This is a genomic window from Acinetobacter sp. UBA6526 (genome assembly GCF_002434875.1).
In the GTDB taxonomy this organism is placed as follows: Bacteria; Pseudomonadota; Gammaproteobacteria; order Pseudomonadales; family Moraxellaceae; genus Acinetobacter; species Acinetobacter venetianus.
Genome location: NZ_DJLC01000054.1, coordinates 1 through 19,050, shown reverse-complemented (window position 1 = coordinate 19,050; position 19,050 = coordinate 1). Strand labels below are relative to the sequence as shown.

The 19,050-nt window shown below is 39.0% G+C and carries 14 protein-coding genes and 1 pseudogene; 7 read left to right on the top strand and 8 right to left on the bottom strand.

Annotation, left to right across the window (positions count from 1 at the left end):
* Positions 1 to 70: 70 nt before the first annotated feature.
* Both B4237_RS03715 and B4237_RS03710 read left to right on the top strand, forming a co-directional pair.
* A protein-coding gene (locus B4237_RS03715; RefSeq protein ID WP_118901380.1) for an IS3 family transposase occupies positions 71 to 1,230 on the top strand; the annotation gives its coding sequence in 2 pieces (ribosomal slippage) (positions 71 to 317 and positions 317 to 1,230; 1,161 coding nt in all).
* Positions 1,211 to 3,022 (top strand): S8 family peptidase, encoded by a 1,812-nt coding sequence (locus B4237_RS03710; RefSeq protein WP_286941456.1) that lies wholly within the window; start codon positions 1,211 to 1,213, stop codon positions 3,020 to 3,022. The genes B4237_RS03715 and B4237_RS03710 overlap by 20 nt, the downstream gene beginning before the upstream one ends.
* A 126-nt stretch (positions 3,023 to 3,148) precedes the next feature.
* Here the strand turns inward: B4237_RS03710 and B4237_RS03705 are convergent, their stop codons facing one another.
* The 5 genes and pseudogenes from B4237_RS03705 to B4237_RS03685 form a co-directional block, all read right to left on the bottom strand.
* The gene (locus tag B4237_RS03705) at positions 3,149 to 5,092 is read right to left on the bottom strand and encodes a BRCT domain-containing protein (protein ID WP_286941455.1); all 1,944 of its coding nucleotides are present in this window, start codon (positions 5,090 to 5,092) and stop codon (positions 3,149 to 3,151) included.
* Positions 5,093 to 5,166: 74 nt separating this feature from the next.
* A pseudogene (gene ligA / locus B4237_RS03700) lies at positions 5,167 to 6,324 on the bottom strand (NAD-dependent DNA ligase LigA); the annotation flags it as partial.
* A 334-nt stretch (positions 6,325 to 6,658) separates the two neighbouring features.
* Positions 6,659 to 7,660, bottom strand: coding sequence for a cell division protein ZipA C-terminal FtsZ-binding domain-containing protein (locus B4237_RS03695; protein ID WP_286941453.1), 1,002 nt, complete (start codon positions 7,658 to 7,660; stop codon positions 6,659 to 6,661).
* A 1-nt stretch (position 7,661) separates the two neighbouring features.
* Complete coding sequence (smc, locus tag B4237_RS03690) at positions 7,662 to 11,111, bottom strand: chromosome segregation protein SMC (RefSeq protein WP_286941451.1); 3,450 nt, start codon at positions 11,109 to 11,111, stop codon at positions 7,662 to 7,664.
* Between the two features lie 10 nt (positions 11,112 to 11,121).
* Complete coding sequence (locus B4237_RS03685; protein WP_004881216.1) at positions 11,122 to 11,817, bottom strand: GntR family transcriptional regulator; 696 nt, start codon at positions 11,815 to 11,817, stop codon at positions 11,122 to 11,124.
* Between the two features lie 347 nt (positions 11,818 to 12,164).
* Here B4237_RS03685 and B4237_RS03680 point away from each other — a divergent pair, with 347 nt between their 5' ends.
* Together B4237_RS03680 and B4237_RS03675 are read left to right on the top strand one after the other, a co-directional pair.
* A complete protein-coding gene (locus B4237_RS03680) occupies positions 12,165 to 13,136 on the top strand; it encodes a hypothetical protein (protein WP_286941448.1) in 972 nt (323 codons plus the stop codon).
* A 14-nt stretch (positions 13,137 to 13,150) separates the two neighbouring features.
* Positions 13,151 to 13,693 carry a GTP-binding protein gene (locus tag B4237_RS03675; protein WP_136457627.1) on the top strand — a complete coding sequence of 181 codons (543 nt, stop codon included), beginning with the start codon at positions 13,151 to 13,153 and terminating at the stop codon, positions 13,691 to 13,693.
* Between the two features lie 5 nt (positions 13,694 to 13,698).
* Here the strand turns inward: B4237_RS03675 and B4237_RS03670 are convergent, their stop codons facing one another.
* Positions 13,699 to 14,499: a sulfite exporter TauE/SafE family protein gene (locus B4237_RS03670; protein WP_286941446.1), complete on the bottom strand. Its 801-nt coding sequence runs from the start codon at positions 14,497 to 14,499 to the stop codon at positions 13,699 to 13,701.
* A gap of 31 nt (positions 14,500 to 14,530) precedes the next feature.
* Between B4237_RS03670 and B4237_RS03665 the strand changes: the two genes are divergently transcribed.
* Both B4237_RS03665 and B4237_RS03660 read left to right on the top strand, forming a co-directional pair.
* Positions 14,531 to 15,283, top strand: coding sequence for a biotin--[acetyl-CoA-carboxylase] ligase (locus tag B4237_RS03665; RefSeq protein WP_286941459.1), 753 nt, complete (start codon positions 14,531 to 14,533; stop codon positions 15,281 to 15,283).
* Positions 15,284 to 15,298: 15 nt separating this feature from the next.
* Positions 15,299 to 16,042, top strand: coding sequence for a pantothenate kinase (locus tag B4237_RS03660; RefSeq protein ID WP_286941444.1), 744 nt, complete (start codon positions 15,299 to 15,301; stop codon positions 16,040 to 16,042).
* Here the strand turns inward: B4237_RS03660 and B4237_RS03655 are convergent.
* Together B4237_RS03655 and ffh are read right to left on the bottom strand one after the other, a co-directional pair.
* Positions 16,012 to 16,599 (bottom strand): RBBP9/YdeN family alpha/beta hydrolase, encoded by a 588-nt coding sequence (locus tag B4237_RS03655; RefSeq protein WP_286941443.1) that lies wholly within the window; start codon positions 16,597 to 16,599, stop codon positions 16,012 to 16,014. The two genes, B4237_RS03660 and B4237_RS03655, sit on opposite strands and share 31 nt — an antisense overlap.
* A gap of 160 nt (positions 16,600 to 16,759) precedes the next feature.
* On the bottom strand, positions 16,760 to 18,166 hold the full coding sequence (ffh, locus tag B4237_RS03650; RefSeq protein WP_286941442.1) for a signal recognition particle protein: 1,407 nt from the start codon (positions 18,164 to 18,166) through the stop codon (positions 16,760 to 16,762).
* Positions 18,167 to 18,313: 147 nt separating this feature from the next.
* On the opposite strand from ffh, the gene B4237_RS03645 reads away from it, so the two are divergent.
* Positions 18,314 to 19,050: cytochrome C assembly family protein (locus tag B4237_RS03645; protein ID WP_286941440.1), on the top strand; the 737-nt coding region annotated here is incomplete at its 3' end.

Here is a 19,050-nt window from a genome sequence, read left to right as displayed (position 1 = left end):
TGATCCTAGACAAAATAATGGACACATAGTCCCTCTAAAGATAACGTAACGTTAACTTTGGAGATGTAAAATGGCTAAACGCTTTAGTCCAGAATTTAAACAGCAAGCAATAGATTATGCCCTTTCGAACTCACATGAATCCGTCGCTGCAATTGCCCAGAAATTAGGGGTGGGTTATTCAACATTGGATAAATGGATTCGTGAAGCTAACCCAACAGGTTCAAGTAAACGTCAACTCTCACCAGAACAACAGCGCATTCTAGATTTAGAGAAGGAGGTCAAACAACTCAGGGAAGCCAATGATATTTTAAAAAAGGCGCATGTGTACTTCCTAACAGATCATGCCAAGAAAAGTACACGGTAATTCAAGGTCTAGCTGTGACTGAAATTACGGTTTCTTCTGCCTGTAAATGCCTAGGAGTTAGCGCTTCGGGATACTATGCTTGGCGAAAGAGACAGATTTACGTCAATCAGAAATATACTGATTTAAAAGCTGTATATTGGCAGCATCATGCACGATTGGGTGCACCTTCATTGGTGCACGACATGCGTGATTTGGGTTACGAAATGAGTGAGCGTACCGTTGGAAGAATGTTGAGAAAGCTCGGTTTACGCAGCAAGATTGCACGTAAATATAAGCATACAACAGATTCAAATCATCGTTTGCCTACAGCACCGAATTTGTTAGATCGCCAGTTTACAGTCATGCAGCCAAATAAAGTTTGGACAACAGACATTACTTATATCCGCACCAAAGAAGGTTGGTTGTACTTATGCGTGATGCTAGATTTATTTAGTCGTCGTATTGTGGGTTGGCAAACCAGCCATCGAATAGACCGTCAATTGGTCTGTGATGCATTTAATTATGCAATGGCTCGTCAGGGGTATCCAACGAATATCATGGTCCATTCTGACCAAGGCTCACAGTACTGTAGTCGTGATTTTAGAGCGCTATTATTGATGAATAACTGCATCCAAAGCATGTCACGCAGAGGTAACTGTTGGGATAATGCAGTAACAGAAAGCTTCTTTCACACATTAAAAGGTCATGTGGTACATGGCAGTGTGTTTTTGACCCGAAAAGAAGCGAATGCTGTCTTGTTTGACTATATTGAGATTTACTACAATCGAGTGAGAAGGCACTCTGCAAATGGTTGGTTAAGCCCAGAAGCCTTTGAGCAGAAATATTTTAAGAATTTAGAGGGATCGGTTGTCCACGATACTGCCTAGGATCATTGCAGAAATTCGTAGGCCTAAAGAAACTACTCATTTTTTCTCTAAAATGTCTTCAATAGATCAAACTGAATGGATAAAAGATCTATCAAGTCGTTTAATTAAATCATCAGAAACGCCTGAAACACCCTATATATGCTTAATAGATGGTGGTGTAAATTTACACCCTTTTCTCGAACCCTTTCTCAATGAAAGTGATCTACACACAGTGAACGAGTCATGGGGGTATAATGATGAATATGGTCATGCTACTGGTTTAGCAGGTCTAGCATTAATCGGTGATTTCACAGATCATCTGATTCACAATAATCCCGTGCAAATAAATCATAGAATTGAATCAGTTAAAATTCTCTCCCGAAAAGAAAGCAACAATTCTAAGCTATACGGTAATTTAGTAAGAGAAGCTATAGCTACTCCAGAGGTAACTCGTCCTCATCGGAAAAGATTATACAGCATGGCTGTAGCAGCTATGGATGGACGCGATCGAGGACGACCATCTTCATGGTCTGCTGCTTTAGATAATGCCATATGTGATAACCTGAATAACTTCAAAAACCCCAAACTATTTATTGTTTGTGCTGGAAATATTGAACCAACTCAAGAAAACTATTCAAATTATCCAAATAGTAATCAACTGAACGAGATTCATGATCCAGCTCAAGCATGGAATGCTTTAACAGTTGGAGCTTGTACTCATAAAATTACAATTGATGAAGTTGGTACAGAATTTTGTACTCCAGTTGCAAAATCTGGATCATTAAGTCCACATACCTCAACCTCACTTGTCTGGATGAATACACCATGGCCCTATAAGCCTGATGTAGTCTTTGAAGGCGGTAATCTCTCACATGATAGTAAATTTGGAGACTTCTTAGAGACAGAAAGTTTAAGTTTACTCACACTTAATCATGAACCTCATATTGGAAAAAATTTCACTACAATATCTCAGACAAGTGCTGCCTCTGCCCTATGTGCAAAGATGGCTGCTGAAATTATGGGACATTATCCAAATTATTGGCCGGAAACAATTCGAGCCCTGATTGTTCATTCAGCCGAATGGACTGAAAATATGAAAAAAGATTTTTTAGGAGAAAATGAAAAAAAATCTGATTACGTTCAGTTACTACATCATTGTGGTTATGGAGAACCCGACTTAACTAGAGCTCTTTGGAGTGCTTCAAATTCATTAAGCCTAGTTTGCCAAGAAACCCTTAATCCGCTCAAAAGGAGCGGAAGTAAAATAAATTTCAATCAAATTAATATTCATGATTTACCTTGGCCAAAAGATGAACTTTTACAGTTAGGCCACACTCCTGTAAAAATGAGAGTAACACTTTCTCATTTCATAGAAGGAAATCCAGGAGCATGTGATGCCTCTTTTTCTGGAAGTAGATATCAATATGAATCTCTAGGCTTAAGATTCGAAATAAGACGTCCTGCTGAATCAACACCAGATTTTTTAAAACGTATTAATAAAGATGAGAGAGAAAAAGGTGTTAAGTTTGAAAGTACATCAACTGATAGTGACTGGTTAATAGGATCTAAAAACAGAGTACGTGGATCAATTCATTCAGATATCTGGATTGGAACTGCTGCAGATTTAGCGAATCGTGGAATGTTGGCTGTTTTTCCTGTAACAGGTTGGTGGAAAAGCTCTATAAAAAGGGAGCGCTACAACATAAGTATTCGGTATTCACTTATTGTAACCATTACTACACCTGAATCTGAAATTGATCTATACACAGTAGTTCAAAACCAAATTTTAAGTGAAAATACAATTGAAATTTAACTGTACAAAATTTCAATTAAGATAATTATTTAAATCTAAAATGCACTAGCTCAAACCTCATCTGACTCTGGCACCAGAAAAACTGGATAGCTGTCAGATCGGGTTTGAGCTAGCACAACTCAATATTTAAAATAACCCAATTAAGTTAAGGTATTCCTGTTCAGTTAATACCTTAACACCTTTATCACGAGCTGCATTAATCTTAGTTTCACCGACCTTGTCGCCAGTTACCAGATAGGTAGTTTTACCTGTAACTGATTTAGCCACTTTAGCTCCAAGTGCTTTTGCATTCTTTTCCATATCGTCACGGGAACCTTGTTGCATCGAGCCAGTAAATACTACGACTGCTCCAGCGATAGGAGAATCTGAACTTTCTCTATCATATTCCTTGGGTGTAACACTTAAGTTGAAATCGAGATTATATACTTTGAAGAACTCTTCTCTAACGTTTGCTAAACCTTCGACAATAGCTTCAGCGCTTAGTTGTGCAAATCCATCTATTTTCACCATATCTTCGACTGATATTTCGAAAACCTGAACTAGAGCATGATGCTGAAGTAATTTTTCACAGTTTCCGCCAGCTAATCGAGTAACTCCAAATGCAGCAAGAAACCTCCAGTCCTCTATTTCAATCTCTCTACTTGCTTGGAGTTGATCGATAAGATTCTGTGACGTTTTATCTCCAAATCCAAACTCGACAAATTGATACTTAGGAATCTGATAGATTTCGTGGATGTGCTTAATACCTTGATTAGCTATTTTTTCAATCACTTTTGGCCCAAAACCATCGACATTACCCAATGTTTTAAAAAAATGAATCAGTGTATTCTCTGTTTGAGCAGGACAGTCTGATTTATTCGGGCAAATTAAATGATCTCCTTCCCAAATAAGGTGAGCATTACAACTAGGACAATTTTCAGGTAACTCTGGATCTACTGATTTAATAACTTCTTCAATTTTTGGAATAACTAAGCCACTTCTAACGAGCTTAATGATTGCGCCAGGACCAACTCCATTTTTCTTCACCATCCTATAATTATGAACAGTTACCCTGCTTAAAGTAGCCCCACTAAGTTTAGTCGGAGCCAATTCAGCTACTGGTGAAACTCGACCAGTCCTTGAGGTCTGAGGAATAACTTTTAATACTTCGACTTCAGCCGATTCATCATTCACTTTAAACGCGATTTGCCACCTATGAAATTTTCTCGTAGAACCCATATGCTCTTTAATCGGTGCATTTGTTGATTCTAAGACTAATCCATCAATATCAAAATCAACTGAGTTCCATATACTTTCAAGAATACTCTCAAAGTTTGACAACAACTCCTCTATACTTCCCGTCCAGCTTTCTAATAGCGAAAAAGGGTAGAAGACACAAGCACCGTCATCAATAGCCTTTTGAACATCTTCATCAACTTTCTTTTCAGCAATAATTGCTGCTTGGATATTGCGTGAGTTTTCAAACTTTTCACTCAATACTTTATTAAAGTAACTTTTCTTGATAACGATTTCACCAGGCCCCAACCCCCTTCCTGCTTTTTTTGCTACTCTGAGTCCTCGCTCAAATGCACGAGTAATATCTTGACCTCTTATCCCATCACCTCGAGTGTAGAGAGTTATACCATCATCATAAGCAGCATAACCATCAAGTTTTGGTGTAACCCTAATCTCAATTAAATTTTGATCAAATTCAATTTCTGATGCGGCTTTAGTAATTCTTTCAGTCCATTTTTTAATTTCTTCAAAAGAATATGCTTTATCAGTAGAAAGCATTTTCTTTGGTAGTGGGACAGTCTTGCTATCGATTAAAACTTCAGGCTCTATGTTTAATAAGAATGGGTTCTCGGGATCATAAGTTTTCAAGTAGCTAATATATTCATCATACTTCTCATCCTCAATAATCTGATAACCTGATCTATAAAGAGCATTAGCAACTTTAAGCAATGTTTCCAACTCTTCCACACTGTGCTCATTAGAAGAAAATAACTTTTCTGCATCATCTATATCTAAATTAAGCCCTAGCTTTTCAATAATGGCGATTTGGTTGTCGTTAAATTTATATTGAGACATTACTGCTACCCTTATACTGCCATTTGAAAATCTAATTGAGTTCTACTTGAAACACTTGAGTTCATGGTGACACCTACATCACCAGTACGATAGACACTCACAGTATCGCCTACACGTACATCTAAGCGGTGGATTTCGCCAATGTTATGTAAGGTCACATTCGATACAGTCACACCACCTACGAAGACAGGTGCTAAACGCGCAACAGGCGTTAAAGTTCCTGTTCTACCCACTTGCCAATCAATATTCTCAACTTTAGTTAAAGCGGCTTGTGCTGGGAATTTATATGCCGTTGCCCAACGAGGTTCACGACTCAGGAAGCCGAGTTGTTGTTGTTGCTTAAGGCTGTCCACCTTAATCACCATGCCATCAATTTCGACTTTAAGATCTGGGCGCTCTTGTTGGATTTGTTCATAACGCTGTTGAACTTCTTCAATCGAAGAACACAAGAATTGACGTTCAGCAATTTCAAAACCAAATTTGGTCAGCCAATGCAAACTATCGTGCATCGTAGCCAAACCATGATTTGGGACACACTGCGCGATACCATACGCATAGAACGCCAATGGGCGCGAAGCAGCAACATTTGGATCAAGCTGTCTTAAACTCCCTGCCGCAGCATTACGCGGATTGGCAAAGGTTTTCTCTCCTTTCGCCTCTTGGTCAGCATTCAGCTTTTCAAAACCTGATTTAGGCATTAAGACTTCACCACGAACTTCTAAGAACTCTGGAATGGCTTGATGCTGACTTGATAATACTTTAGGTAGATTCCGAATGGTTTTTACATTCTGAGTAATGTCTTCACCTGTTTCACCGTCGCCACGAGTTACACCACGAACCAATACACCATTTTCATACCACAGTGAAATTGCTAAACCATCGAGTTTAAGTTCAACGTCGTATTGAACTTCTTGATTCGGTAGACGCTCATCAATACGACGAGCAAAAGCAAATAAGTCTTCCTGATTAAAGACATTACCCAACGACAACATTGGGACTGCATGGGTCACGCTTTCAAATTTTGATAGTGCTTGACCACCTACCTTATTGGTTGGTGTATCAGCCTGAATACATTCTGGATATTGTTGTTCTAAGGCTTTAAGCTGATGAAATAAATGGTCATATTCACTATCTGAAATGGAAGGTTGATCCATCACATAGTAAGCATGATTATGTTTTGCAATCAGTTGAATCAACTGACGCATTTGCTCAATAACTGAGTTGTGTTCCATTTAAATTTCACCATATAAAAGGGCGGAAAAACCGCCCTATAATTTTTACTAAATTTAGTATATCGAACCTGAGTTAGACATGAAATATGATACTCAGAAATGTCATCTGCAACCTGCGTGATTTAAACAAGATAATGTTTTGCAATAGAATCACTTTAATGAAAGTAGTGAACAGGTTTTGCAGATGACAATGGTTTTGCTTACTTTTGCCGAAACAAAAGTAAGTCGAACCGAAGGTTTAACCTAAAATAGGATGAGAACCTAACATGACTCCGTTAAGTTCTTTATTTTCAAATTTAAAAACATGTTAATCAGTTTATGAAGAAACAACTAATTAAACTGCCGCCTGATTTGGACGATAATCAATCACATGATGACGCCAATGTTCTTTCAACTGCGGTGTAAACTCTAAATTATTTTCATCGTAGACCTTACCATCCACTTCACGCGCAATTAAGCCCGCAATACTGGTCATCATGTCATAACCTGTAACCGCTTTGCTATTTGGTAGTGCAAGGAAGAAAGCCAAGCCTTGTACTTGCTCACCCGATAAAGTTTCTAAATCGAAACCAGCTGGGCCATTATCCGTCATGCGTAATACAGAGAACATCAAAGCACTTGGTTCATCGGTATTTTCATAACGATGGAAGCATGACATTTCGCCGAAACGTAAGCCATATTTCAACAGAACTTTTAAGGCTTTATCACCTGACAATGCACGGCGAGGATTTGGGTATACATTCAAGGCAATAATCTGTTCAGCGGTTGCTAAAGCACTTTCATCATCATAACGTTGTTGTTCATGCAAATGTACATCCAAGATATTGCTTTCACCATCAAACTCTTCAATAGCAACAGTTTCAATATTTGGATTTAAACTAAGCTCAGCTTCTGTTTTTTCTTCGTCTGACTTATCTGAAGTCTCTAAAGTTGCAACTTTATCAACTGCTTCAGCCTCAATTTCGACCTCAGCAACGATTTGTTTTTCTTCAATCTGTTCAGCTACAGCTTCAGTTGTTGTTTTTGTATCTTCTTGTTCAGCAACAACATCTACTTTTTCTTCAACAATTACGACAGGCTCAGGAGTCTCTACCTGCGCTTCTGCTGACTCCACTTTGAAACTTGGCTCTACTCGTGCAGTTGCAGCGGTGACTGCTTCAGTTTGAAGTTGATCACGAACATGGCGCGGGATCACTGGCTGCTGACTTTCTGGATTAATATGTAAATCTGCTTCTAATGACGGCTCAACTGGTTTAGGTTTTCTTAAAATCATCACCAAACCAACGAGCATAATCACAACGGCGATAACAATGCCTATTATTGTATTCATTTCCATACTAAGACTCCGCAACTAACCCGTATTCTTTTGCCTGTTCTAAATCGACAGTCACTAATTTTGATGTGCCTGGCTCTGGCATGGTCACTCCCAGTAAATCAGTTGCCATTGTCATTGCCAATTTATTATGTGTAATGTAAATGAATTGCACTTGTTCAGAAAGCTCTTTTACCAAATTACAATACCGCTGTACGTTGGCATCATCAAGTGGTGCATCGACTTCATCCAAAACACAGAATGGCGCAGGATTTAATCTAAAGATCGCAAATACTAACGCCAAAGCCGTTAACGTCTTTTCACCACCTGAAAGCAATGCTAAAGAACTATTACGCTTGCCGGGTGGACGTGCCATCAACTTCACGCCAGATTGCCAATCATCTTCAAGGCTTAAGGTTGCTTCACCACCACCAAACACTTTTGGAAATAGCAGTTGTAACTCTTGATTGACTTGATCAAAAGTGGTCATAAACAACTTACGCGTTTCTTGGTCAATACTCTTCATCGCACCTTTAAGCTGCTCGACTGTATTTTCCAAATCTTGCATTTGGTGGCTAAGCTCATCAAAACGCTGCGAAACCTCCTCATACTCTTGGGAGGCAGCTAAATTAACAGCACCAATTTTTTCAAATTGCTGTTGAGCTTTTTCGAGTTTTTGCTGATGTTCTTTAATTTCAATCGAAACATCATTTAAAGCTTCAGTATTTAATTCTTTCAACTGCTCTAAATAGTGTTCTCGATCTGATTTTGCTGCTTGCCACGCCAAACGTTTTTGCTCAAGCAATTCACGTACTTGCTCATCTTTCTGTTGTGCCAGATGACGCTGTTCCGTTAATTGTTGTTGCTTCTCTTGTACCTGATTCAATTCGAGCTGCCATTCATTCCAATTTTTTTGCAACTTTTCAGTTTGCTGGAACTGCTCTTGGAATTGAGACTCTAAATTTGGTAACTCGAGTTGAATTGGATCTACAAATTTCTTCGCCTGTTCAATTTGTTCAATAATTTGTCGATATTGAGTTTTTAGAAATGAAATATCTTTCTCTAACAACTCAATTTTCTGATTGGCTTGAGACGTCTGACGGCGCAATGCTTCACGTTGTTGCTGTTGTTGTGTGAGTTGTTGCTGTTGCTCATCCAATTGTTCATTCAAATTTTCGACTTGAAATTGTAAGGTCTTATAATTCGGCAATACTGCTTCTAATTTCAATGCCAGTGCATGTAGATCAATCTCAAGATCATCACGCTGCATGGCATCTTCTTCAAGTTGTACATCGAGCTGTTTAAGTTGATCTGCCAATTGTTGCTGTTGTAGTACAAAAGCCTGAGCTGTGCTTTGCAATTTAGCAACCTGTACATCTAACTGTTGCAGCTCTTTTTGTTTTTGTTTTAGTGTGAGCTGCTGCTGTTGCAGATTTTGTTGCTGTCGCTTTAAATCTTGCTGATATTCTGCAAATTGATTTTCTAAATCAATCAACTGCGGCTGCTTTTCTTCGAGTTGCTGTTGAATTTCCTCTAAACGGACTTGATGACTCAACATCCCCTGAGCACTTTGGCTATCTTCGTCGTAGTGTAAACCAATCACCCAATCTGCACCGACATGATAACCATCTAGCGTTAAAATCGATTGTGACTGATGGAGTTCGGTTTGATGATCTAATGCTATCGCTAAATCATCTGCAACATTTACATTTGCCCAAAGTGAAGACTGTGGTGCTTCAATGTAGTCACTCAAACCAGTGAAATTGGCAACTCGAACAGATTGCAGCTTTGATGATTTAAGTTGGCGAGCAACTCCTTCCTGAAACGATTGCTCATCATCCAATACTTGCGCTTGTAACCATTTGGCCAAGAACTTTTCAATAATGGCAGCATGCATTTTACCTTGCGCAGTTAAACGCAAGCTTTGCATCAGTCGAACCACATTTTGATCATGCTTGGGACTTTGCTTTGCGACCAATTGATTTAAGTTCTTTTGTTCTGCCAATAAAACCTGAATCTCTGTTTTTAGGTTCTGTACATCGGCCTTATAAATCTGTTGTTGATCTTGCTGTTTCTGAACATCCTGCTGTAACTGCTCAATTGCAGTTTCTAATGCAATAATTTCTTGTTGAAGTTGTTGTTGTAATTGCTCAAGCTGTTCCTGCTCATCATCTTGAACTTGCGCACGAATTTGACTCGCTTGAGTCTGCAAAGTTTGCTTTTGCTGTTCAATCCGCAGCACATTTTTGCCTAACTGTTCAATTTGCGCTGCCATCTGCAACTTTTTTTGTTGTTGCTGATCGACTTGTGCTTTCAGTTGTTCAAATTGTTGTTGAGCTTGCTTTTGCTGTGCCTGAACATCACTGACATTTTGTTCAGCAGATTGAGTCTGTTGTTCCAACTCAAGTAATTGCTCATTTTGCTCATCAAATTGAGTGGTTAAGGTTTCAACTTGAATTTCAGATAACTGTAAACGTTCTTTGGTTTGTAACTTTTGCTGTTCTAGCTGTACCAAACTACTGCTATTTTGCTGAAATAAGCTTTGCTTCTGCTCCAGCGTCATTTTCAATTCAGCTAACTTTTTCTCTGCTTGTTGCCATTCTAGTTGTAAAGGTGATGACTGCTGAATTAAACGTTGAAATAAAGCACTGGTCGCCTCTAAGTCATGTTCAATCGTACTGGACTCAGAACGAACAAGCTTAAAACGCTCGCCAAGTTCCGTCATTTCCACGGTATATTCTTGTTGTAGCTTCTGACTCTGATTTGCCTGAAAAGAAAGAATCTCAATTTTTAGCGTTCTGATTTGACCTTCTAAAGTTTTGTATTGAATCGCTGCTTCCGACTGACGCTTGAGTGTTCTCAGTTGGGATTTCAGTTCTGCTGCGATATCGTCTAGTCGTGCGAGATTTTGTTCAGTGTGTTCTAAGTGTTGTAGAGTTTCACGGCGACGTGCTTGATAACGAGAAACGCCAGCCGCCTCCTCAATAAACACTCGCATTTCTTCTGGTTTAGCATCGACAAGACGGTTAATCATGCCCTGCTCAATGACTGCATAAGAACGTGGACCTAAACCTGTTCCCAAGAAAATATCGGTAATATCACGACGACGACAACGCGTACCATTTAAGAAGTATTCTGACTTACCTTCACGAGTCACTTGTCGACGAACGGCAAGCTCATTATAAGCGTTATAAGCGCCTCCTAGCTTGCCATAAGTATTATCAAAGCGAAGCTCTACACTTGCTACACCAACAGGTTTACGCTTAGCTGTCCCCGTAAAAATAACATCCTGCATGCTGCCGCCACGCAGCTGACGTGCATTAGACTCGCCCATAACCCAGCGAATCGCATCAATAACATTCGATTTACCGCAACCGTTTGGCCCAACAACCGCAGTACGGTTTGCCTTAAAATGTAATGTTGTACTATCGGCAAAAGATTTAAAGCCTGAAAGTTTTAAACTGCTTAAACGCATACTGCCCTAACTAGCGGCGTGAGCGTCTAGCCCAAGCCAATTCAATCTGTTTCATACGTGTCAGAGATTCCAACACAAGGTTACGCAAGTGTCGACAAAAATCTTCCATAAATAAAGCAGCTTGTTGTGATTTTCGGATTAAAATAGCATCAATCACAAGCTTAAACAGGGTAAATGACTCTTGAAGTTCTCGACGAGAAGTATTCAGCGTCAAAAAATAGCTGCGGCGTAACGATGGCAACAATTCTTTATAGAACTTCATGAGATATGGATTTGCCACCATTTCATGTTGTTCAGCTAAATATTTAAAAATCGCATCGTAGAACTTTTCAATATCCCCAGCTCTTACAAACTCCACCAACTGATCAAGAAGAACCTGCAATTGCTCTGCTTCATTGACTCGCCAAGTCTCACTAATTCTCTGCACGATATGACCCAACACCATGACATTCGTATCAAATAATGCTTTGACCTGTTGCGCTGACATTTCAGAGACAATTGCACCACGACGTGGGAAAATCTCAATCAAATAAGTCCGCTCTAAAATCAACAATGCTTCGCGAACTGAGCCACGGCTTACATCTAACTCTTTAGCGATGCGTAATTCTTGAATACGCTCTCCTTCGACCAATTCTCCACTAATGATCTGTTCACTTATATATTTTGCAATCTGTTCAGAAAGACTATCAGCCTCATCGAGATTCATGATCCCCTCGCTATCTTTGTTATACGCATTGTCCAATGCTGTTTGCGCTTTTTTGTTTTAACTGATCTCGCCTCATAAATTCTATATCATTGTCTGACAATTTTATTGCTTTTTAAGCCAATCGCGATGAAAAAGCATGATTTTTCTAAAAAAATTGAACATAAGCTTTATTTTTCTATGAATAAGATCAAAAAGTTAAGCCTTTAAAATCGCATTAACCGAATATCTGAAAGATAGATCCACTTACCGAAATTTTATTGATATAAATCACATAAAATAATATTTTTATTAAAATAAGCACATTTTATTTTTACTGAACTGTTCAGTTCGTCAATATGAGTCTCATCATGGGTGTTCAGCAAGCTATTAATATTGCAATTTTTGGGATGAGTCTCAGAGTACTGAACGAGTTAAAAGAACGTGTTCTCAGTGCAGTTCCCAATCACATCCAAGTGAATTGGAGCAATATTGCTGAACCACAACTCGATATTCTGATGATTAACCATATCTTTGTGGATTCTCCAAATATTCAAAACCTAATTAAAAATAGTAATATCAAAGTATTGAGACTCATCAATAATATAGAAAAAAGCAGTTCAATAGAAAATGACATCCTCTATTTACCCATTAATCACATTCATTCACTGCATCATTGGCTCAATGAAAAACTTACTGATACGCAGATACTTAAAGATCATACACAGACCAGTTCCATTGAAATTGTCAAACCTGTTCAACATAAGCACATCAAAGAAGTATTAGACGAAATTCAAAATCCTAAAAACGGTAAAATCCAGATCTTTAATAATGATGGTTTGCTTGCAATTGCTGACCCTCGCAATGAATGGTTGTGGCAAAGTCCTGATTATCAGCCCAAACCGACAGGTCTAAGCCTCAACTATACCTATGCGACGCAAAATAATTTATCTTGGATCACGGATTCACAACAACAAGACTTAAAACAATGGCTATGGAATTTAATCTGGTCATCACCTGATTTTATAGAGTTGTGCACAGCATCCATCTCAAGTTTTTATCTCGAAATTTGGCCACAACCGAAAAATAAAATTGATCGCCAAAATATTTTGAGAATGTCTGCTTGTTTCGCACAAGGTGCACAAATTACAACGGTTGCCACTCAACTCAATCTATCAGAACAATACGTTAAACTTTTTATTGGCGCATGTTTAGCAACCGAATATGGAAAAATCATTAAAGACTCTCAAACGACTTATCAACCCCAAAAGCAACATAATGAGACTGAGCAACACTTTATGAAAAAGCTATTTGGTCGCTTACGTCATCGTTTGGGTTTTTAATTAAGGGCAAACTTATGATTTTACATCAATATAAAATTGTCTTTGGTGGAACGATGGGTTCTGGTAAGTCCACGGCAATCAAAGCGTTATCAGAAATCGAAGTGCTCGGTACTGAAGCACTGAATACAGACATTGAATCACATGAGAAGCTACTCACCACCGTCGGAATTGATTACGGAGAAATCACTTTAGATGATGGTGTAAAAGTTGGTCTATATGGGACACCGGGACAAGATCGTTTTGATTTTATTTGGTCAGTCATTTGCAAAGGTGCGATTGGAACGATTGTAATGATTGACCATGCTGCGGAAAATCCACTCTTTGATTTAGATCAGTTTATCCAAGCGTTCCAACCTTTCGGCAATAATATCGTGATTGCCATTAGCCATATAGATCGAAAGCCAGAGCGTACCCTCTCTATGTATAGAGAATGGCTGCGTCAAAAAGCATTGAATTATCCATTGTTTTTTATTGATGCTCGCCAGCAGGATGATGTTCTACTATTGGTCGAAACATTAATTGCAACAATCGAAGTACACTATGGTTTGATCAATTAAAGGGCTTAAAATAGCCCTTTATAAATAAAATAACTGCCCACAAAAACCAGTAAACCTGCAAAACATTTTTTCAGCATTGCGGGTGATAAACGATGGGCAACCTTAGCCCCTAATTTTGCAGTGATAAAACTCATCGCACTAATACCTAAAAAGGCATAAACATGCACATAACCGATCGTGTTTGGCACATCAATTTTTTCTTGAGCGCCGAACCACATGAAACCAATAGCACCCGCAGCTGCGATAGGTAATCCACATGCCGCAGAGGTTGCAACAGCCTTCTGCATCACTACGCCATGACGACTCAGATAAGGTACAGTTAAACTCCCTCCACCAATTCCAAAGATTGCTGAAGCAATACCTATTCCTCCACCAGCAGCAAACTGCCAAGGTGCAGATGGTAAATGTCGATTGGGATCAACTACAGCATGTGCGCCTCTAAACATTTTAAATGCCATCGCAACAGCGAACACACCGATTAAAAGTTGTAAGTGTTGACCTGACATTAAGTCAGCCACGCCCGCACCCAGAAATGAACCTACTACTAAACCAGGTGCTAAATTACGAAAAACATGCCATAACACAGCTCCTTTTTTATGATGAGCCATCACAGAGCTAATAGACGTTACAATGATTGTTGCTAGTGATGTTCCAACTGCAATATGCATAATGACATTCGGGTCATAATTCATTTGAGAAAAAACGACATACAAAATTGGAACAATAATTAGACCACCACCGACACCAAATAGCCCCGCTGTAAATCCAGCAATTGCACCAATCAGCAAATATATGATTAACTCCATAAACTCATGACCACGCTACTCGTAAAAAATGATGGATGATTTCGCAACTCGCCAGTTACAGCAATTATTAAACGCAAAAAATCAATTTCCAGAAGTGGTGTTACTTAAAACCACCACCACATCGACCAATGATGATATGCGTGAAATTGCGCAAAAAGGCATTACGACAGGACTGGTATGCAGTGCACAACAAACGCAAGGACGTGGTCAACACCATCGTCAATGGTCATCTCCTGAAGGGAATATTTATTTCAGCACACTGATTCAAGCTAAAACAGCACTCGACGGTCGCCTTGCACTTGAAATTGCACTGAATATTTTACAGATGCCTAGCTTACACGGTTTAACGTTGCAGGTTAAATGGCCAAACGATTTATATAGCCCACAAGGGAAATGGGGCGGGATTCTCGTCGAACCACTCTCTGCTCATCAGGCAATCATCGGAGTTGGCTTAAATCTCAATACCCCACCAGTTGAAAATGCAGATCAACCGATCACCTCTCTAGAAATGTTAGGTTTACATCAAATTGATCGTTTAACATTGATTGCTGAGCTTTATACAGCGATCCAACAAGCAGCACAATGGTTTCAGCACGGCAGCTATAATTTGGCAGAACGCTTTAATCATCATGCAATTTGGTTAAATCAAGAAGTCGAATTTGAACATGCCAAAGGTAAAGTTCGGGGAATTTTTCAAGGAATATCCAATGACGGTGCTGTGATTATCCACACTGATCAAGCACAGCAATTTTATCAAGGGCGTCTACGCTTGGCTTCACTATAAGGAAAGCAGTCCGTTATGAAAAGCTTATGGCTCGATATTGGAAATACACGCTTAAAATACTGGATCACTGAACAAGATCAAGTAATTGAGCATGCTGCTGAGTTACATCTACAGTCTCCAGCTGACTTATTGCTTGGACTCATACAACACTTCCGACATCAAAATCTCAGTCGCGTGGGGATTTCCTCTGTTTTAGATCCTGAAAATAATCAACGTATTCAATTGATCTTAGATATTCTAAATATCCCTGTGATCTTTGCCAAAGTACATGCTGAATATGCAGGTCTGAAATGTGGCTATGATATGCCGAGCCAATTGGGGATTGACCGTTGGTTACAAGTGCTCGCGATGGCGAAAGTTGACCAAAACTTTTGTATTATCGGGTGCGGTACGGCTTTAACAATTGATTTAGTTGAAGGCTCTCAGCATTTAGGTGGTTATATTCTGCCAAATCTATACTTACAACGAGACTCCCTGATTCAGAATACTAAAGGAATTAAAATCCCAGATTCAGCCTTCGATAATTTAGATCCTGGCCATAATACGGTTGATGCCGTTCATCATGGAATTTTATTGGGTTTGATTAGTACCATTGATCAAATTATGCAGCAGTCACCTAAACATCTTATTCTCACAGGTGGCGATGCTCATTTATTTGCCAAATTCCTGAGTCATTATCAACCCCAAGTAGAGTCAGATCTATTACTCAAAGGACTCAAGCACTATGTTCAGTTTAATTCAGCTTTGAGTAAAGTCTGAAGAATATCCAATAATTGAGGAAATTCAGCATAGCCATCCTCAGTACGGAAATGCCCTGCTTGAGCAACCTCAATCAACTGGGCATTTAACATATGTGAAAATTTAAAAGTTAATGGCACTGGAACAACTGGGTCATTACTCGAAAAAAATACAATACGTCGCAAGATGTTGGCTCTTAATATTCCACTCTCAAAACTAGACGCTTGAACAAATGCATCAAATTCGGGATGTTGAGGCACTCGCTCATTAAATCCTGCTAAAAATAAGCCTGCTTTTATATTTGTCTGCTGCAACTTTTTTGCTAGAAACCGCACTGTTGCGAGACATGAAAGGCCATGTGCAATCACAATACTCTGATCATTTAAATTATTGCATTGTGCTTCAAGACAAGTCTGCCAAACTTCAGCATCAGGGTGATTTGCATCTGCCAAAAAAATACGCTCTACGTCAACACCTAAGCTTTTTAACTGATGATCTAACCATAGATACCAGTGCTGTTCAGGATCAGCATTCTCAGAATGCATAATAAATACTTTACCGCTTAAACTATGTGACATACTTAACACTATTTATTAATATAAAACATATATTTAAATTTAATTTTCATTCTTTTTATTCTAATTTAATGTTGATATTTTGTATTATTTTTATACAAACACACTTTATTATCCAAATAAAAAAGGTGCTTAAAAGCACCTTTTTTTAACGAAACAGAGATTATTTTTTTTGGTCGTTATTACCAAATAAAGGTCCCATATTTCCGCCACCAAATTGTTTTTGCATATTACCTAATGATTTCAACATCTTGCTCATTCCTGATGGATTCGCAAACTTTTTCATCATTTTTGCCATTTGTGCTTGCTGTTTGATCAGCTTATTGACCTCGGCAACGTCCATACCACAACCCGCAGCAATACGCTTTTTACGACTTGGATTCATTAAATCAGGATTACGACGTTCTTTGATCGTCATCGACTGAATAATCGCTTCCATACGCTTAACTTGTTTCTCAGGATTTGCTTTTTCAATCGCATCCTGAATACCCGCATTACTCATACCAGGCAACTTGTCCAAGAAGCCCATCATGCCACCCATTTTGCTCATTTGCTCAAATTGCATCAGCATATCTTCAAAGTTGAAGGTACCGCCTTTTTGCAATTTTTTCGCCATTTTTTCGGCTTTTTCTTTGTCGATTTTACGTTCAACTTCTTCGACCAAAGAAAGTACGTCACCCATACCTAAGATACGTTGCGCTACGCGATCAGGATGGAATGGCTCTAATGCATCAAGTTTTTCACCAATACCCAAGAATTTGATTGGTTTACCTGTGATTGCACGGACAGAAAGTGCTGCACCACCACGGGCATCACCATCAGTTTTTGTCAGAATAACACCAGTTAATGCCAAAGCATCATTAAATGCTTTGGCTGTATTAGCAGCATCTTGACCTGTCATCGCATCGACAACAAACAATGTTTCTGTTGGTTTAACCGCTGCGTGTAACTCTTTAATTTCGTCCATCATGTCTTCATCGACATGTAAACGACCTGCTGTATCGACAATCAAGACATCAGCAAACTGAATTTTCGCTTGCTCAATGGCACGATTCACAATATCAATCGGCTTTTCAGAAGCCTCAGATGGGATAAAACCAACACCAACATCATTTGAAACTGTTTCTAACTGCTTAATTGCCGCTGGACGATAGACGTCAGCAGAAACGGTCATCACTTTTTTCTTTTGACGTTCTTTTAAGAAACGCGCTAATTTTGCGGCAGTTGTCGTCTTACCAGCACCTTGTAAACCAGCAAGTAATACAACAACAGGGGGTTTTGCACTTAAATCTAAAGTGTCATTCGCCTCACCCATCATCTTGGTGAGTTCATCATAGACAATTTTTACAAATGCCTGACCGGGAGAAAGCTGAGTCATGACTTCCTGACCGAGTGCTTCTTCCTTAACCTTCGCGATAAATTCACGAGTTACAGGTAACGCCACATCGGCTTCAAGAAGTGCCATACGTACTTCACGTAAGGTATCTTTAATATTGTCTTCGGTCAGCTGCCCTGAGCCAGTAACATTTCTTAAACTCTGTGTGAGTCGTTCTGTTAAGGTATCAAACATTGCGAAATCCGCTTAAAATGGCTAGTTGCAAAAAAATCTTTCTTAAAATAGAAAATTTATGCATAGAATGCTATAGGATACTGTAGTTCGAAGCGAATTTATATCTTATATGGTGAATATTATTCATCCTCCTAAAAAAGGTTTGACATGATCAGTCTCCCCTTGGTTTACACAATTTTGGCGCTGGTCGCATATACCAGTTCTTTTTGGTATCTGTTTATCCATTTAATGTCAAAACGTACTCCAAATATTTGGTGCTATGGTCTTATCGTCGTCTTGGGACTTGCTCTTCACGGGATAGTTCTTTACCAAGATATGATGACCCCTATTGGCGTCAATTATGATGTGTTTAATCTAATTTCTTTCACGTCTGGCTTAATGCTTGCCTTAAGTTTAGTTCTAAGTTTGATTCGCCCGATTCTACCGTTAAATTTAATTGGTACACCTGTAGCCGCAATTGGTTTAATTTTAGGTTATGCGTTTAGCCAAGCCAACCAAGTGATTGAGCAGCATAGCATTGGTCTTGATTTTCATATTATTTTATCACTTTCTGCTTATGCCGTTTTATTAATGGCGACGATTCAAGCTGTCTTACTATGGTTTCAAGATCGTGAACTCAAGAAAAAACAAAAAAGAAGAATTTGGGTCAATTTACTCCCTCCATTTCAAGTTATGGAATCTCTGCTATTCGATCTAATCATCACAGGGTTTGGACTATTAACTGTTGCCTTGTTATTTGGCTTCTTCACCATCGATAATTTCTTCGCTCAACACCTCGCGCATAAAACTGCATTCAGTATTATTTCGTGGTTTTTATATGGTGCTCTATTGATTGGTCACTACAAATTCGGTTGGCGTGGGCGCAAGGCAATTCGCTTTACCAT

Bases quoted from the DNA above. Each gene is read 5' to 3' on its own strand.
- B4237_RS03655 (WP_286941443.1), bottom strand. From the start codon at position 16,599: ATGTCACATAGTTTAAGCGGTAAAGTATTTATTATGCATTCTGAGAAT.
- ffh (WP_286941442.1), bottom strand. From the start codon at position 18,166: ATGTTTGATACCTTAACAGAACGACTCACACAGAGTTTAAGAAATGTT.
- B4237_RS03695 (WP_286941453.1), bottom strand. From the start codon at position 7,660: ATGGAAATGAATACAATAATAGGCATTGTTATCGCCGTTGTGATTATG.
- B4237_RS03660 (WP_286941444.1), top strand. From the start codon at position 15,299: ATGAAAAGCTTATGGCTCGATATTGGAAATACACGCTTAAAATACTGG.
- B4237_RS03665 (WP_286941459.1), top strand. From the start codon at position 14,531: ATGGATGATTTCGCAACTCGCCAGTTACAGCAATTATTAAACGCAAAA.
- B4237_RS03680 (WP_286941448.1), top strand. From the start codon at position 12,165: ATGGGTGTTCAGCAAGCTATTAATATTGCAATTTTTGGGATGAGTCTC.
- smc (WP_286941451.1), bottom strand. From the start codon at position 11,111: ATGCGTTTAAGCAGTTTAAAACTTTCAGGCTTTAAATCTTTTGCCGAT.
- B4237_RS03705 (WP_286941455.1), bottom strand. From the start codon at position 5,092: ATGTCTCAATATAAATTTAACGACAACCAAATCGCCATTATTGAAAAG.
- B4237_RS03670 (WP_286941446.1), bottom strand. From the start codon at position 14,499: ATGGAGTTAATCATATATTTGCTGATTGGTGCAATTGCTGGATTTACA.
- B4237_RS03675 (WP_136457627.1), top strand. From the start codon at position 13,151: ATGATTTTACATCAATATAAAATTGTCTTTGGTGGAACGATGGGTTCT.
- B4237_RS03685 (WP_004881216.1), bottom strand. From the start codon at position 11,817: ATGAATCTCGATGAGGCTGATAGTCTTTCTGAACAGATTGCAAAATAT.